Source organism: Mesorhizobium sp. CNPSo 4670, from assembly GCF_057784235.1.
The window spans coordinates 18259-34016 of sequence record NZ_JBWJFQ010000018.1 but is presented as its reverse complement, the minus strand read 5'-3'; the positions used below and the strand labels follow the sequence as shown (position 1 = coordinate 34016).

Here is a 15758-nt window from a genome sequence, read left to right as displayed (position 1 = left end):
CCGCCGCATTGTCGGCCAAAGCCACAAGGCAGGCAAGCAGGCTACGGCCGACAGTCGCTGGTGCCGCTGAGCTCGCGCGGGTCGGTCATGGATTTCCATGACCTCCGGCGCCAGCTACTCCTGCCAATCGGCCATCTCGTATAGTGGCCGGATTTCGATCTCGCTCGGTCCCGGCATGGGGTTTGGGCAGCGCTTCACCCAGGCGACCGCCTCATCCATGTCCTTGACTTCCCAAAGCCAGAAACCGGCGACCAGCTCGCGGGTCTCGGCGAAAGGCCCGTCGATGACCCTGCGGCCGGGACCATCGAACGCAATACGCTTGCCCTCCGAAGAAGGCTTGAGGCCGTCGGCGGTGAGCAGGATGCCGGCATTGCGCAGCTCGTCATTGTACTTGCCCATCGCCTCCATCATCGCCGTCGTCTCGGGCGTGGGGACAAAGCCCTTTTCGCTGTCTTCGGTCGCCTTCACAAACACCATCACACGCATCGTCTGTCTCCTGTTTTGAGCCTGCCTCATCGGCCTCGCATCGAAACGACGAACGGGGTCTACGGAAATCGACATCGTCCCGCAAATTTCTTCGACGGTTGAGGCGCAAGGCGCGCAGGCCGCTTCCGGGCCAGGGATCGACGTCGGCAATGGTCAAAAGCCGGAAGCAGACACCCGAAGACAATGGTTGCGAACCGCTAGCCTCCCAGGCCCGGCTCGGCAGGTCGCGATACATACTCGGGAAACTCCGCGGCGCCTCGGCTCAGGGCCTTCACCATGAGAAGGCCGTCATCAAAGAAGCCGTTTCGAACATAAAACTGGTGCGTGGGTTCCTTGCCAAGCACCATGGCGATACGAAAGACAGCGCATCCAGTCCGCTCGCCCTCCGCCTCGATCCACGCCATCAGCCTGCTGCCCGTGCCAAGGCGGCGCAGCGTCGTGTCGACCACCACATGGTCGGCTTCGATGTACTTTCCACACCAGAGCTGAATGCCCGTCCAGAAGCCGGAGACACCCACCATCCGATCGCCGACATAGGCCGCGATACAGCGGTAGTTGCCCTGCGCGAGCATTGCCGAGAGCCGTTTCCGAAACGCTGCTTCGTCCAGGTGCGAGTGGCTCAGCCGGTACACCGGATAGATCGAGAGCATCTCATCGAGCCCATTGAGTTCACGAATAACCACCTCGTCGGCCACGACAGCCCTCCTCCCCTGTCGTTCTACTCTGCGGTCGATCCCGGCTGCGGTCCAGTGAGATCTTCCAAATCGGGGATTGAGCCCGTGGCCGCTTCGGGTCAAAAACGGGGCCTGGCGATCGGCACTGACAGCGGACAAGTTTCACCTGACCAAGGGGCTCCCGGCCGGCAAATCACGACCAGTACTGCGTCTCTCATTTTCCGTTCAGCTGCGCCCGCGCATCCCGGATCGAGGCGGCGTAGGTCACCAGCGGCCGCTTGACGCCGTGGTTGATCAGCATGCGCCGTGTCTGCGGCGAGGCGCCCGATATGATGAAGCGGACACCGGCGCGCCTGGCCTTGTGGGCGGCGCCCTCGATGACATTGGCCGCGGTCGAATCGAGGAACGGCACGGCCGAGCAGTCGAGGATGAAATTTCTGCGCTGGTCGGAGATGCGGTCGAGCACGGTGCCGACAGTCGATGCGGCGCCAAAGAAGAACGCGCCCGAGATCCGGTAGACGACGGTGTCGACGTCGCTTGCCTCGCTGGCATCATAGGCGCTGCCGCTGCTGTCGGCGACATCCTCCTGCACCAGCGGCAAGTCCGCCTCGACCGCGATCGACTTGGCCATGCGGTCGATGAACAGGATCGACCCCAGCACGAAGCCGACGACGATGCCTTCGGTCAAGTCGCGGAAGACGACGAGCAGGAAGGTCACCATCAGCACCAGCGCGTCGCCGCGCGACGCGCGCAGCAGCGTGGCGAAAGCCTGCTTCTCGAACATGTTCCAGCACACCACCGCCAGCACGCCGGCAAGGGCGGCAAGCGGGATGTAGCTGGCGAGCGGCGCGGCCACCAGCATCAGCGCAAGCAGGATGGCGGAGTGGATTATGCCAGAAATCGGCCCATGCGCGCCGGCCCGCACGTTGGTCGCCGTGCGGGCGATGGTGCCGGTGGCGCAGATGCCGCCAAACAGGGCCGAGGCGATGTTGGCGAAGCCTTGCGCCACCAGCTCACAGTTGGAACGGTGCCGCCGCCCGGTCATGCCGTCGGCGACGACCGCCGACAGCAGCGATTCGATCGCGCCGAGCAGGGCAAAGGCAATGGCATCCGGCAGCACCTCAATCATCCTGCCCAGGCTGACCGGCGGCAAGGCAGGCATTTGCAGGCTGCGCGGGATGCCGCCGAAGCGGGTGCCTATCGTCTCCGCCGGCAGTGCAAACAGCGCCACCACAAGCGACGCCAGGCCGATGGCGATGAGCATGGCGGGCCATGTCGGCCGCCAGCGCTTCAGGCCGGCGATGGTGACGATGGTCAACACCGCCACGAAGGTCGCGGCGAGGTTGATGGTGCCGGCCGCCTCACCGATCGCCATCAGCTTCGGCACCAGCGGTCCCGGCTCCTTGCCGGTAAGTTTCAGTCCGAACAGTTCGACGATCTGGCCTGAAAAGATGATGACGGCGATGCCGGCGGTGAAGCCGACCGTCACCGGATAGGGGATGAACTTGATGTAGGTGCCGAGGCGGAGATAGCCGATGGCAAGCAGGAAAACGCCGGCCATCATGGTCGCCAGCAACAGCCCGTCGACGCCGACCCGGGCCACTGTTGCTGCCACCAGCACGATGAAGGCGCCGGCGGGCCCACCGATCTGGAAGCGGCTGCCGCCGAGCGCCGAAATGATGAACCCGCCGATGATCGAGGTGTAGAGGCCACGCTCCGGCGTCACGCCCGAGGCAATCGCGATCGCCATCGACAGTGGCAACGCGACGATGGCGACGGTCAGGCCGGACATGAAGTCGGCCTTGAACTGCGGCAGATGGTAGCCCTCGCGCCAGACCGTAACCAGCTTTGGCGTGAACAATTCCGAAAATGTCGGCTTTGTCGACCTCTGGCCCGGTTGATGCACTGCCCGCTGCGCCTGATCCATGGACTGGTTTCCGCTCCAGAAGGCGGCGGGATCGTCGGCAGGACTGTCGGCGGTCGCCGTCGCGACTTTATGCCGGCTCAGCCTTTGAATCCGGCGGCACGACAGGCTTGAGGCGCACGCCCCTGCCGCCGCGCTCGCTGGTCTGGTTCTCGCCGATCAGCTCCACCCCGGCTTCATCGAGAGCCTGGATGACCTTCATCAGCGTATCGACCACGCCCCTGACCACACCGTCGCTCGCCTCCATGCGCTGGATGGTCGGAAGCGAAACGCCGGCGCGTTCGGCGAGCGACTTCTGATCGATGCCGGCCAGCGCCCTTGCGGCGCGCATCTGCGCGGCAGTGATCATCGGCCGAAATCCCCGTCTGAGTCTGCGGCTATAGCGTATAATACCATCATTGTGATGTTTCAAGCATCAATATGAATGTTTGAGACGTAAGCGCTTGCCTGTCCATTTTGTCGGATACTTCCTCGGGATTTCGAGCTAGGGTCTTCCATCTGGGCAGGGGGTGACGCGGTTGAGTCTTTTCAGGACGTTCATGACATCGGCATGCTTGCTGTCGGTGGTTCTTTTGCTGGCAGGCTGCGGACATGGGCTGATCAACCGACTGATTTGATTTCTGCTCGGGGCCGTCAATCCGCAATTTCGCTTTCGCCGTTCAGGCGGCCGTCCGCACCCCGCTGCAACGCGCGGGCCGCCAACCAGCACAGCATTGCCCAGGTGAAGCCGGCGCACCAGCCGGCCAGCACATCCGACGGCCAGTGGACCCCGAGATAGATGCGGCTGACGCCGACCAGCAGCGTCGTCAGCACGGCAAGCGACAACACATAGATCTTCGTCACCCGGCCCGGCAGGAAGCTCGCGGCCAGCGAGCCGAGCGTGAGATATGTCACCGCCGACAGCATGGCGTGACCGCTCGGAAAGGACAGCGAGGTCTCGTTGACCAGATGCGAAACGAGCTCGGGCCGCGGCCGGTCGACTTCGACCTTGAGCAGGGTCGACAGCGCCTGGCCGCCCGCCACCGCGACGAAGACGAGCAGCGCGGTGGCCGGCCGGCGGATCAACAGCAGATAGACGATCGTCGCCGCCGTGATCAGCACCAGCACGGCCGAGCTGCCGAGGCTGGTGATGTCGCGCATGGCGCCTTCCAGCCAAAGCGGGCCGATCGGCACACCCGGTTGGCCCGGCTGGCGGAAGGCGAGCAGGATTTCGGTGTCGAAAGCGTGCGGCGTGGTGGCCCGCGCCACCTCCATCAACTCCTCGAACCCCCACAGGCAGCCGGCGATGACCAGGCCAGCCAGCAGCACCGGGAATTCGACCCGGTTCAGCAGTGCATTCGCGGCGTTCTTCATCGGCAACTGGCCCGTTACAACCGCCCTTGCAGATAGGGCCCGAGCGTGATCAGCGCCACGGCGGCGATCGCCAGCACGATGCCGGTCGCCTGCAACGTGTTGACGCGCTCGCCGAAGAACATCAGGGCGACGACATTCACCGAGACCAGCTGGATGACGGCCGAGAGGCTGAACGACACCGACATGCCGAATTCGCGGATCAGCCGCAGCATGACCAGATTGCCCAGCGAATAGAGCGCCAGCGTCAACAGGATCTTGCCCAGGCTCGGCGCCATGCCCCATTGCTTGGCCGCCATCGCCGCCAGCAGGAAGATCACCGTCGAAAAACCAAGCTGCAGCAACCCCGAAAAACTCAACGTCCTGTCCCCTCTCGAAGCGGATCGAGCCGCGTGTATCGCGGACTTGTTTCCGAAGCGCGCCGGGACGTCAAGCGACGTTGATCAAACGAAGGCCTTGGCAACGGCAAGATGGAAGCTCAAAGTGCCGGGATCGCCCAGCCTGTCGATTGAAGGGCGGTCGGGGGCCATGATTCGCATTCTGCAAAACTTGTTGCGACGCTGGAGCGAGCTTTCTCTCGCACTGCAATTCCTCGTTGCCGGCGGCTTTGGCCTTCTGGCTGTCATGCTGGTGGTGGGCGCCTGGGTGACGACACAGATCCGGGACGGCGTCATCCGCAATTCAGCTGCCACGACGGCGCTCTATGTCGACAGCGTGATTGCGCCGCTGCTGCCCGACCTGCGCAAGAGCCAGGAACTCAGCGATAGCGTCAAACAAGCGCTCGATGAGACGCTCGGCCAGGGCGCGCTCGGCAAGCGCATCGTATCGTTCAGGCTCTGGCGCCGTGACGGCATGGTTCTCTATGCGAAGGAGGCGGGTTTGATCGGTCACCGCTTCGATCTGAGCCCCGGGCTGCGTTCCGCCTTCCAGGGCAATGTCGTCGCCCAGTTCGATACGTTCGACGAGAACGAAAGCCAGGCGGAGGCGATCGGCTTGCCGTTACTCGAGATCTACAATCCCGTGCGCGAGCCGTGGTCCGGCGAAGTGGTGGCCGTCACAGAATTCTATGAGGTCGCCGACGACTTCAAAACCACCCTGGCTTCCGCTCTGCTGTCAAGCTGGCTGATCGTGGCCGGCGCGACCCTGGCGGCATTTGTGCTCCTGTCCGGCATCGTGCTGCGCGGCAGCCGCACCATCGACGATCAGCGCGGGGCGCTGCGCCGCCAGGTGTCGGAGCTGCAGGGCCTGGTGGCGCAAAACAACGCCTTGCGGGTCCGCGTGCAGCGGGCGTCCCGCCGCGCCACCGCGCTCAATGAAAGATACCTGCGCCGCATCGGCGCCGACCTCCATGACGGTCCGGCCCAACTCGTCGCGCTGGCGGCGCTGCGCATGGACAGTCCGGTGTTTTCCGGCGATGGCCATTCGAGCGAAAGCCGCTCGACCGAGGTTGCGATGATCCGCAAGACGCTGGAGGATGCGATGCGCGAAATACGCGGTATCTGCACCGGCCTCGTCCTGCCGCAGATCGAGACGGCTGCCACAACGGACATCCTGCGCCTGGCCGTCAACGAACACGAGATGAGGACGGGGACGTCGGTGACACTCACGCTGGCCGGGCACTTGCCAGAACCCGGCGCCTCCGAGAAGATCAGCATCTATCGTTTCGTGCAGGAAGGGTTGAACAATGCCTATCGCCACGGGCGAGGCAAGGATCAGGCGGTGAGTGCGGGGATGAAAGGCAGCAGGCTTTTCGTTGAAGTCTCGGACGGCGGGCCAGGCTTCGATCCGGCACGCGTCGAGGGCCTCGGGCTCGCCGGACTCAGAGAGCGGGTCGAAAGCATTGGCGGCCAGTTCGAAACCTTGACCGGGCCGCACGGCACGCGATTGGTGATCCGCCTATCGGTCGAGGAGCAAGCATGATCGGCGCCATTCGCATTGCCATTATCGACGACCATCCCCTCTTTCGCGAGGGCGTGACGCGCAGCCTGACGGAAATCGGAGGCTTCGAGATGGTGGGCGAGGGCGCCACGGCGCAGGATGCCGAACGCATCGTCTCGACCGTACGGCCGGACATTCTGCTGCTCGATATCTCCATGCCGGGCGGTGGTCTGACCGCGGTTGCAAGCATCCTCGCCAGCCATCCCGCCCAGAAGATCGTCATGCTGACCGTTTCGGAGGCCAATGCCGACGTGACCAGGGCCCTGAACGCCGGGGTGCGTGGCTATGTCCTCAAGGGCGTCGGGTCGCGCGCACTCGCCGACATCCTGCACAGTGTGGCGGCCGGGGAAAGCTATCTTTCGCCGACGCTGTCGGCCCGCCTGCTTTCGGATCTCCAGTCCCTGCAGCCGACCGACGGCATAGTGGACCGGCTGCGGCAACTCACCGAGCGACAGGCAGAAATTCTGCGACTGGTGGCTGAGGGCCTAAGCAACAAGGAAGTTGCCTTGCGGCTGGAGTTGCAGGAGAAGACCGTCAAGCATCACATGACCGGCGTGCTGTCGAAGCTCAATGTGCGAAACCGCACCGAAGCAGCCTTGATGATGCGTGAGTCGCGCGACCGGGACCGGAACCATTCGTAGAGGCTTCGGCCATCCCGAGAGCGGCTCACCGTTTCACGGAAACGCCGAACAGCTATGTCTGGTGACGCGCTTTAAGTCTTTGTTTTTATGCATGTCGTTGCCTCCGCTTCTGGGCGACACGCATCAGCCGGAAACCGGGTGGCAAAAGAGAGGTCACCTCCGCCGGGGGCGGCGGAGGTGACGTGTGAAGCCGGCTGTTGCCTGTTGGCCAACTTCACAACGCTTTGAGGCGGCTGAAATCCGCCGGCGTGGCTCCGCGATCGATGATCGTGCGCCCGAGCGAATCCTCCATCCTGAAACGGCCATTCTCGATCTTTTCCATTATGCCGTCGGGATGCTGGACCGTGATCGTCTTGCCCTCCACGTCGACTTCGTCACCGTTGGCGTTGACATGACGACCGTTGCCATTTTCGTTCTGCCCCTGGTTGGATTTGGAGTTGCCGCTGGCGGTTCCGCTATTTCCTTTGCCGTTTCCGTTTCCGCCGCTATTGCCGCTGTTTCCGTTTCCGTTGCCGCCGCTGTTGCCACCGTTTCCGCCGCCGCCACCACCATTACCACCGCCACCGCCATTGCCGCCGCCACCGCCGCCCTTGCCGGCCTGTGCGCTAGCGGCGTGGATTCCAGGAGCGGAGCCCTGGAGGTCAATCTGATAGGGAGCGATGGTCAGCGCCAGCGCGGCCGCCGATCTGAGCGCCAGCCGGCAACAACGGGTCGTGATCGATCTATGCATGGTGATCTCCGTCGATTGAGCTGGCGTGCCACCGTCGACGTTGGAGTTGCACCAGCATCGCCGAAAGAAAAGATACCCGAAAGCCGTATCCGACCGTTGCGCTTGTCACCCAGGACCTTTGCAAGCGCAAGATTGGACTAAAGTCCCAAGCTTGTGCTAATATATGCCTTGTATGGACGGCGGCGACCGCCATCGCCGACTGGAAGCTGGCTTACCTGATGCCGCCGAACATCAAGTCACCTCCGCCGGGGGCGGCGGAGGTGACTTGTCAAACTGGTCGTTCCCCGGTTGACCTGCTTCACAGGGCGTTCTGCTTCACAAAGCCCGAAGACGACTGATGTCGTTTGCCGTCGCCGGACGTTCGACAATCGTGCGGCCGAGTGCATCCTTCATCTGGAACCGGCCGTTCTCGATCTCTTCCGTGATGCCGTCGGGATGCTGGACCTCGATTTTGTTGCCGTCCACTTCGACCCTGTCGCCGGTTTTCGCATTGACGTGATCTCCATCATCGTCTTGACCTTTGCCGACCCCTGAATTGCCGGCTGCGCCGTGATCGTCGCCGGCGCCATTGTCTCCGCCAGCGTTTCCGGAGTTACCGTTTCCGTTGCTGCCGTTGCTGCTCCCGCCACTCCCGCCGCTGCCGTTTCCACCGCCGCCGCCACTGCCATGTCCGCCATCCTTCGCATGCGCGCTTGCGGCAACGATGACGGGACCAGAGCCGTGGAAAGCGAGTTGATAGGGGGCGATGGCCAGCGCCAATGCCGAGGTCGCCCTCAGCGCCAGCCAGCAACAGCGGGTCGCGATCGATCTGCGCATCCTGGTCTCCTCTTCGATCAGGCCGGCGGATTTCAGGCCGGCGGATTTCACCGCCAGCGTTTTCGCAAGGGAACCACCATCGCCGACATGGCGGCCTAGCGTAACCGGCCCACGACCGATGCGGTGCCGCCAAGGGACCTTTGCCGGGCCTGACAAGGGACCTTTGTCCTAACGCTAAGTGCTGATCGCAGGGTGCTTAGCCGACGTCTCAGAAAGCTGTCGCGGCTGAAAGGCTTTTGATGTCACGAAAATGTGATCAGGTGACTATAAGGGGTTGAAGAGGCAACACGCTCCAGCCACCCGCAAAGCCAGAGGCAAGCCAGATGACCGAACACCGCTCCCCCGACGCCAAATTCCGCACCAGCCTGCTCGAGGAAAACGCCGGCCCGGCCACCAATCCCACCGACAACCGCACCATGGGCGAGATCATCGCCGCGCGGTTCTCGCGCCGTGGTTTCCTGAAAGGCTCGCTGGCCGTCTCGGCCATCGCCGCCACCGTCAGCCCGCTGGCGCTGGTCAGCGCCGACCAGGCCCGGGCCGCCGAAGGCTCCGCCTTCGCGTTCGACGAACTGGAGGCCGGCATCGACGACAAGCATCATGTCGCGCCGGGCTACGACGCCGATGTGCTGTTGCGCTGGGGCGATCCGCTGTTTGCCGATTCGCCGGAGTTCGACCCGACGAAGCAGTCGGCGCAGGCGCAGGCAAAACAGTTCGGCTACAACAACGACTATGTCGGCTACATCGCGATCGACGGCTCGGCCGAACACGGCCTGCTGGTCGTCAACCACGAATACACCAACCCGCATCTTATGTTCCCGGGCATCGTCAAGATCGTCGAGAAGGACGGCAAGAAGACGGCCGACGTCGCGCCGCTCAGCAAGGAACAGGTCGATGTCGAGATGGCGGCGCATGGCGGCACCATCGTCGAGATCCGCAAGGACGGCGGCAAATGGCAAGTGGTGCGCGACGGCAAGCTCAACCGCCGCATTACTTCCAACACCGAAATGGCGCTGTCCGGCCCGGTGGCCGGCCATGACCGCGTCAAGACCAATGCCGACCCGTCCGGCACGAAGGTTTTGGGCACCTTCAACAATTGCGCCGGCGGCGTCACGCCGTGGGGCACCTATGTGATGGCCGAGGAGAACATCCACGGCTATTTCTCCGGCGAATTGCCCGAGGGCCACAAGGAAGCCGCCAATTACAAGCGCCTCGGCATTCCCGAAGGCGCCTATGAATGGGCGGCGCACTATGACCGCTTCGACCTGGCCAAGGAGCCGAACGAGGCCAACCGTTTCGGCTGGATCGTCGAAGTCGACGTCAACGATCCGACCTCGACGCCGCGAAAGCGCACCGCCATGGGCCGCTTCAAGCACGAGGGCGCCGAATCGATCGTCGCCAAGGATGGCCGCGTCGTCTTCTATCTCGGCGACGACGAGCGCTTCGACTATGCCTACAAGTTCGTCACCAAGGCGGCCTTCAATCCGAACGATCGCGCGACCAACAAGGATCTGCTCGACGACGGCACGCTGCATGTCGCCAAATTCGCCGAAGACGGCTCGGTCGAATGGCTGCCGATCGTCTTCGGCCAGGGTCCGCTGACTGCCGAAAACGGCTTTGCCAGCCAGGCCGACGTGCTGATCGAGACACGACGCGCCGCTGACCTGCTCGGCGCCACCAAGATGGACCGCCCAGAGGACATCCAGCCCAATGGCGTCAACGGCAAGGTCTATGTCATGCTGACCAACAATTCGAAGCGCAAGGCCGACCAGGTCGACGCCGCCAACCCGCGCGCCGAAAACGCTTTCGGCCACATCATCGAGATCGCCGAGGACGGCGGCGATTTCACTGCCACCAAGGGCAAGTGGGAAGTGCTTCTGAAATGCGGCGATCCGGCGGTGGCCGATGTCGGTGCCACCTTCTCGACTGCGACGACGGCCAATGGCTGGTTCGGCATGCCGGACAATTGCGCGGTCGATTCAGCCGGACGCCTGTGGGTCGCCACCGACGGCCAGAGCCCAAAGACCACCGGCCGCACCGATGGGCTGTGGGCGGTCGACACCGAAGGCTCGGCGCGGGCAACCTCGAAACTGTTCTTCCGCGTTCCGATCGGCGCCGAAATGTGTGGCCCGCTGTTCGCCCCTGACGATCAGACCGCCTTTGTCGCCGTCCAGCATCCGGGCGACGGGGGCGAGGACTGGGAAGCGTTCGGCCGCCCATCCTACTATGAGGACCTGTCGACGCGCTGGCCCGACTTCAAGCCCGACATGCCAGTGCGGCCGGCGGTCGTCGCCATCACCAAACACGGCGGCGGCAAGATCGCTGTTTGATAACAGGCACTGCAATCCCGGGGAGGGTTTCGGCGAGCCGAAGCCCCTCCCTTTTTACGTCAAATCATTCAAGCCCCGGGAAAGATTGGAAATTTACACATGGCGCCCTAGGTCATTACCAGGAGATTGCCATGCCGAAGTCCGTTTATGACCGTGGCCTGCTCAAACCTGCCGAAGTCGCCACCTTGCAACGTGTGTTCGACGAAGCCTGCCGGCGCCGCGAAGCGCATCCCGAATCGGCCGAGGCGCGCGAACTGGCTCTCACCCTGCTGGCGCTACACAATGCCGGCATGGTCGAAGAAGACATGCTGATGGAGGCCGTCGGCTTCCGGAGGCTCGAGCCGAAATCAGCGTGAAGCGCCGTGGGGGGCGCCAGCGGAGTTGGCAATCCGCTTGGTGATCGCCTTGGCCATGATGCCGGCATTGGCGAAGCAGCCGCGAATGCTCGGCCGCATGCCGGTGAACCACAGGCCGGGCCATCTAGAATCGGCTTGCCCGCCGTTGAAAAGCGGAACGCCCTTTTTGTCGAGAACGCCGAGCTTGCCGACCATAGGCTCCAGGCCGGTGCGGTAGCCTGTCGCGGCAATGACGATGTCGGGATGGATCAGGCTGCCATTGGCCAGGATCACGCCGTCGCGGGCGAATTCCCGTATCGCCGGCACCACAACGATCTTGCCGGCCTTGATGGCGCTGACGGCGCCGTCATCGGCGGCGATCGCGGTGTAGTCCGAGGTCAGCCGGCTGGCGCCACCCGAAGGCGCGGGCGGCATGCCGAATTTGGTCAGGTCGCCGAAAACCAGGCGCTGCGTCGCCGCCATCACCGCATCGGCGACCCGCAAGGGCAAGCGCGCCATGAACGGCGAAAGCCGATGCACGGCGATCTTGCCGATCCGCTTGGGCAGCAGCGCGGGACCGTTGCGGGCCGACAGCCAGATGGCGGCCGTGTTTATGCCGGCCAGATGATTGAGCGTATCGAAGCCCGAATTGCCGGCGCCGACGACCAGCACTTTCTTGCCGGCATAGTCCCGCGCGTCGCCGAAATCCGCCGCGTGGATGATGCGGCCGGCAAAACCCTTCATGCCTTTCCATTCGGGAAAGAAGGGCTGCCTGTCGCGGCCGGTGGCGATGACGACATGGCGGGCCAGGCGCGGTCCGGCGCTGGTCAGCAGCGCCCAGTGATCGCCCTTGAAGACGATTTCTTCGACATCTACGCCAAACTGCACCGGGAGCCGGTTCTCCTGTCTGAAATCATTCATATGGCGAATGACGACCGTCTTGTGCGGAAAGGCAGGCGTGCCCCGGGGATAGGCAAGACCGGGCAGTGAAGACAGATCGCGATGGGTGTTGAGATGCAATTGCCGGTGCCGCCGGTGCCAGGGCTCGGCCAGCCGGCTTTCCTTTTCCAGGATCGCCGTGGGCACGCCGGCGTTCATCAAGGCATGTGCGACGGCCAGCCCGGCGGCACCGGCGCCGACGACGATTGCCGGCTCGACCGGCTCGTTCGTCACCGGTCTGATGGTCGTCTCAGCCATTCCTTCTCTGATCTCCATTCGACCCTTCCGACGCCACGCTTCCCGTGGTCGCCAAGGGAGGCCGCGGCGGCTCGATCCTGCGGTGGACTTATATATCGCGAATCGAACCCGAATTTCGAGCATGCGCCGTCCGCGATTGCGCACTATATGGCATATGCGCGATATCAGCGGTAATCAGGTCGCGGCAATGTGATTGATTCGAGGCCCTGGGGCTGGCGGGTCTCTGCTATTCCCCCACGTGCATGCCCGAAATCGAGTCGATTTCCGGGGTCATGCGCAGAATCAAAGTGTTACAGCACCTTTGCGCGTCCTGGGCGCGGCGCTGTAGGCGGCTCGCGGAATTTCGACCATGCCCTCCTTGCGGATCTATTTCGACAAAATCCTTGAGGACGTCGCGCCAAAGGTGGCGCGGCAGACGCTGACACATGTCGAGCGCCTGGCGCTTGTCCGCCGCCATGGTGACTTCTCGCTTGCCTATTCGACCGCCGTGCAAGGCAAGCTTTCCTATTTCGGCGACACCGACGGCTACATCGCCTTCGGCACCAAGATGGGGCGCCATTTCGCGCTCGGCGATCCGGTGGTGGCTCCAATGCTGCGGTCCGATTACATCAGACGCTTCGTCGAAACCGCCGGCAGCCCGTGGTTCGTGCAGATCGGCGAAGCGACGGCGCGGGTGCTGGCCGGGCTCGGCTACAAGATCAATCGCCTCGGCATCGACACCCGCCTCAACCTGCCCGACCATGATTTTTCCGGAAAGCGCAACGAGACCGTGCGCTATTCCGAGCGCTGGCTGTTGAAGAAGGGATTTTGGTTCGACGAGGACAAGCGGACCGTCCATCTCGACGAAATCGCCCGGCTTTCCGAAAACTGGCGCGGCGACCGCATCGTCAAGCGGTGGGAGATGGGCTTTCTCAACCGCCCTTTCGCCGACCATCTCGGTACCGACATGCGCCGTTTCGTCCTGCACGGCCCCGATGGCGGACTGGTCGCACTGCTCGACTTCGACCCGCTGTTTCGCGACGGCAAGGTGATCGGCTACACCACGGCGTTCAAGCGCAAGCATATCGACGCCTCGCCGCACGCCGAGATCGGCCTGACCAAATTCGCCGTCGACCGTTTCCGCGAGCAAGGCATCTCGGTGGTCACCCTCGGCCTGTCGCCGATGCTCGATGTGGGCCCGAGCGGGTTTGCTGAAAGCGATTTCTGGCGCAATGCCTTCCAGCGCGCCTACTCTTCGCCTTGGGTCAACCGCCGCAGGTTCAACCTGCAAGGCCAGGCGGCGTTCAAGCGCCGCTTCCACGGTGTCGAGGAGCCGGTCTACATCGCCTTCCGCAAGGGGACATATGTGGAGATGCTGGGGCTGCTGCGGCTGGTCAAGGCGATTTGAGGTCTGACCTTCGTCAGTTCCTTAGCCGGTAACCTGTCCTGAATATCCAGGCGACTATCGCTATGCAGGCCAGCAGAAAGACGATCGTCATGCCGAGGCTGACCCCGACCGAGACATCGGACTTGCCGTAAAAGCTCCAGCGGAAGCCGCTGATCAAATAGACGACCGGGTTGAACAGCGTCACCGTGCGCCAGATGCCGGGCAGCATGTTGATCGAATAGAAGCTGCCGCCGAGGAAGGTCAGCGGCGTGATGATCAGCAGCGGCACCAGCTGCAATTGCTCGAAGCTCTTCGCCCAGATGCCGATGATGAAACCGAACAGGCTGAAGGTCACCGCCGTCAGCACCAGGAAGGCAACCATCCAGAACGGGTGCTGGATGGTCAGCGGGACGAAAAGCGAGGCGGTGGCCAGGATGATCAGGCCAAGCAGGATCGACTTGGTCGCCGCACCGCCGACATAGGCGATGACGATCTCCAGATAGGAGACCGGCGCCGACAGGAGCTCGTAGATCGAGCCGACGAATTTCGGGAAGTAGATGGCAAAGGAAGCGTTGGAGATCGACTGCGTCAGCAGCGACAGCATGATCAGCCCCGGCACGATGAAGGCGCCGTAGCTGATGCCGTCGATCTCGGTGATGCGCGAGCCGATGGCCGAGCCGAAGACGACGAAATAGAGCGACGTGGAGATGACCGGCGAGACGATGCTCTGCAGCACGGTGCGGAAGGCACGCGCCATTTCCATCCGGTAGATCGCCCATACCGCACGCAGGTTCACGGCTCTCTCCTCACCAGATTGACGAAGATCTCCTCGAGCGAACTGTTTTGCGTGTCGATGTCGCGGAACTGGATGCCGCCGGCCTCGAGATCGCGGATCAGCGAGGCGACGCCCGGCCGCTCGGCCTGGTTGTCATAGGTGTAGGTCAACTGCCCGCCATCCGGCGACAGCTCCAGCGCATAGCGCGAGAAGGTGTCGGGAATGGCCGTCAGCGGGCTGCGCAGCTCCATCACCAGCCGCTTGCGGCCGAGCTTGTGCATCAGTTCGGCCTTGTTCTCGACCAGGATGATCTCGCCGCGGTTGATGACGCCGACGCGGTCGGCCATCGCCTCGGCTTCCTCGATATAGTGGGTGGTGAGGATGATGGTGACGCCGTCCTCGCGCAGCCGGCGCACCATCGCCCACATGTCCTGGCGCAGTTCGACGTCGACGCCGGCGGTCGGCTCGTCGAGGAACAGGACGCGCGGCTCATGCGACAGCGCCTTGGCGATCATTAGCCGGCGCTTCATCCCGCCCGACAGCGTAATCGCCTTGGCGTCCTTCTTGTCCCATAGCGAGAGGTCGCGCAGCACCTTCTCGACGAAGGCCGGGTTGGCCGGCTTGCCGAACAGGCCACGGCTGTAATTGACGGTCGCCCAGACGCTCTCGAAGGCGTCGATGGTCAGTTCCTGCGGCACAAGGCCGATCAGGCTGCGCGCGGCGCGGTAGTCCCTGTTGATGTCGTGACCGTCGACGGTGACGGTGCCCGACGACCGATTGACGATGCCACAGACGATCGAGATCAGCGTCGTCTTGCCGGCGCCGTTGGGGCCGAGCAGCGCGAAAATCTCGCCGCGCTCGATGTCGAGGTTGACTTCCTTGAGCGCGGTGAAGCCGGTGGCATAGGTCTTGGAGACCCCGGAAATGGACAGGATGGAGGGCATGGCTGAAAACGGCTGCCTGAAAGAGGTCCCCTGATATAGGCTGAATGTCGGTGCGTGCAACCGCAAGTCGACGCCGCTGCTGACAGTTCTCGACAGTCGTCGCAGGCCGGCCAGTCCAGGCGGCGGCGGTTGCAATCCGACACGGCAGCAGCACGCATGCGTCATCTTGCCAGGGCGCTGCGGCGTTCCGCCTCGCGGCGGGACGCCGCTTTGACCGACAGGCGCGACGGGCTTATTCTTGCCACATTAGAAGCA

16 protein-coding genes are annotated in these 15758 nt (G+C 63.5%); 5 read left to right on the top strand and 11 right to left on the bottom strand.

Translation table 11 applies throughout. The features are described from left to right. Window positions 1-114: 114 nt before the first annotated feature. The 6 genes from AC0ZT5_RS25510 to AC0ZT5_RS25485 form a co-directional block, all read right to left on the bottom strand. The gene (locus tag AC0ZT5_RS25510) at window positions 115-486 is read right to left on the bottom strand and encodes a YciI family protein (protein WP_095084367.1); all 372 of its coding nucleotides are present in this window, start codon (window positions 484-486) and stop codon (window positions 115-117) included. A 197-nt stretch (window positions 487-683) separates the two neighbouring features. Further along, window positions 684-1181 (bottom strand): GNAT family N-acetyltransferase, encoded by a 498-nt coding sequence (locus AC0ZT5_RS25505; RefSeq protein ID WP_095084368.1) that lies wholly within the window; start codon window positions 1179-1181, stop codon window positions 684-686. 193 nt (window positions 1182-1374) lie between these two features. Further along, a complete protein-coding gene (locus AC0ZT5_RS25500; RefSeq protein ID WP_488498695.1) occupies window positions 1375-3087 on the bottom strand; it encodes a SulP family inorganic anion transporter in 1713 nt (570 codons plus the stop codon). Window positions 3088-3154: 67 nt separating this feature from the next. Then, on the bottom strand, window positions 3155-3433 hold the full coding sequence (locus AC0ZT5_RS25495) for a helix-turn-helix domain-containing protein (RefSeq protein ID WP_477224827.1): 279 nt from the start codon (window positions 3431-3433) through the stop codon (window positions 3155-3157). Between the two features lie 284 nt (window positions 3434-3717). Beyond that, window positions 3718-4437 carry a phosphatase PAP2 family protein gene (locus AC0ZT5_RS25490; RefSeq protein WP_488498694.1) on the bottom strand — a complete coding sequence of 240 codons (720 nt, stop codon included), beginning with the start codon at window positions 4435-4437 and terminating at the stop codon, window positions 3718-3720. 14 nt (window positions 4438-4451) lie between these two features. Next, on the bottom strand, window positions 4452-4793 hold the full coding sequence (locus tag AC0ZT5_RS25485; protein WP_095083841.1) for a hypothetical protein: 342 nt from the start codon (window positions 4791-4793) through the stop codon (window positions 4452-4454). A 169-nt stretch (window positions 4794-4962) separates the two neighbouring features. Between AC0ZT5_RS25485 and AC0ZT5_RS25480 the strand changes: the two genes are divergently transcribed. Further along, window positions 4963-6354, top strand: a complete 1392-nt coding sequence (locus tag AC0ZT5_RS25480) for a sensor histidine kinase (RefSeq protein ID WP_095083842.1) — start codon at window positions 4963-4965, stop codon at window positions 6352-6354. Next, the gene (locus tag AC0ZT5_RS25475) at window positions 6351-7013 is read left to right on the top strand and encodes a response regulator (RefSeq protein ID WP_095083843.1); all 663 of its coding nucleotides are present in this window, start codon (window positions 6351-6353) and stop codon (window positions 7011-7013) included. The genes AC0ZT5_RS25480 and AC0ZT5_RS25475 overlap by 4 nt, the downstream gene beginning before the upstream one ends. A 214-nt stretch (window positions 7014-7227) precedes the next feature. Here the strand turns inward: AC0ZT5_RS25475 and AC0ZT5_RS25470 are convergent, their stop codons facing one another. Further along, complete coding sequence (locus AC0ZT5_RS25470) at window positions 7228-7743, bottom strand: hypothetical protein (RefSeq protein WP_488498693.1); 516 nt, start codon at window positions 7741-7743, stop codon at window positions 7228-7230. Between the two features lie 315 nt (window positions 7744-8058). Continuing rightward, a complete protein-coding gene (locus tag AC0ZT5_RS25465; RefSeq protein WP_488498692.1) occupies window positions 8059-8502 on the bottom strand; it encodes a hypothetical protein in 444 nt (147 codons plus the stop codon). Between the two features lie 380 nt (window positions 8503-8882). On the opposite strand from AC0ZT5_RS25465, the gene AC0ZT5_RS25460 reads away from it, so the two are divergent. Next, complete coding sequence (locus AC0ZT5_RS25460; RefSeq protein WP_488498691.1) at window positions 8883-10886, top strand: PhoX family protein; 2004 nt, start codon at window positions 8883-8885, stop codon at window positions 10884-10886. Window positions 10887-11017: 131 nt separating this feature from the next. Next, window positions 11018-11242: a hypothetical protein gene (locus AC0ZT5_RS25455; RefSeq protein ID WP_379094209.1), complete on the top strand. Its 225-nt coding sequence runs from the start codon at window positions 11018-11020 to the stop codon at window positions 11240-11242. On the opposite strand, the gene AC0ZT5_RS25450 is transcribed toward AC0ZT5_RS25455, so the two are convergent. Further along, entirely contained in the window at window positions 11234-12418 is a 1185-nt protein-coding gene (locus AC0ZT5_RS25450) for a flavin-containing monooxygenase (protein ID WP_488498690.1), read from the bottom strand. The genes AC0ZT5_RS25455 and AC0ZT5_RS25450 overlap by 9 nt on opposite strands. Before the next feature lie 349 nt (window positions 12419-12767). Between AC0ZT5_RS25450 and AC0ZT5_RS25445 the strand changes: the two genes are divergently transcribed. Then, a complete protein-coding gene (locus tag AC0ZT5_RS25445; RefSeq protein ID WP_488498689.1) occupies window positions 12768-13805 on the top strand; it encodes a phosphatidylglycerol lysyltransferase domain-containing protein in 1038 nt (345 codons plus the stop codon). 13 nt (window positions 13806-13818) lie between these two features. Here AC0ZT5_RS25445 and AC0ZT5_RS25440 read toward each other — a convergent pair whose 3' ends face one another. Both AC0ZT5_RS25440 and AC0ZT5_RS25435 read right to left on the bottom strand, forming a co-directional pair. Beyond that, window positions 13819-14580: an ABC transporter permease gene (locus AC0ZT5_RS25440; RefSeq protein WP_477280725.1), complete on the bottom strand. Its 762-nt coding sequence runs from the start codon at window positions 14578-14580 to the stop codon at window positions 13819-13821. Further along, window positions 14577-15503 carry an ABC transporter ATP-binding protein gene (locus AC0ZT5_RS25435; RefSeq protein WP_488498688.1) on the bottom strand — a complete coding sequence of 309 codons (927 nt, stop codon included), beginning with the start codon at window positions 15501-15503 and terminating at the stop codon, window positions 14577-14579. The genes AC0ZT5_RS25440 and AC0ZT5_RS25435 overlap by 4 nt, the downstream gene beginning before the upstream one ends. Window positions 15504-15758: the final 255 nt, after the last annotated feature.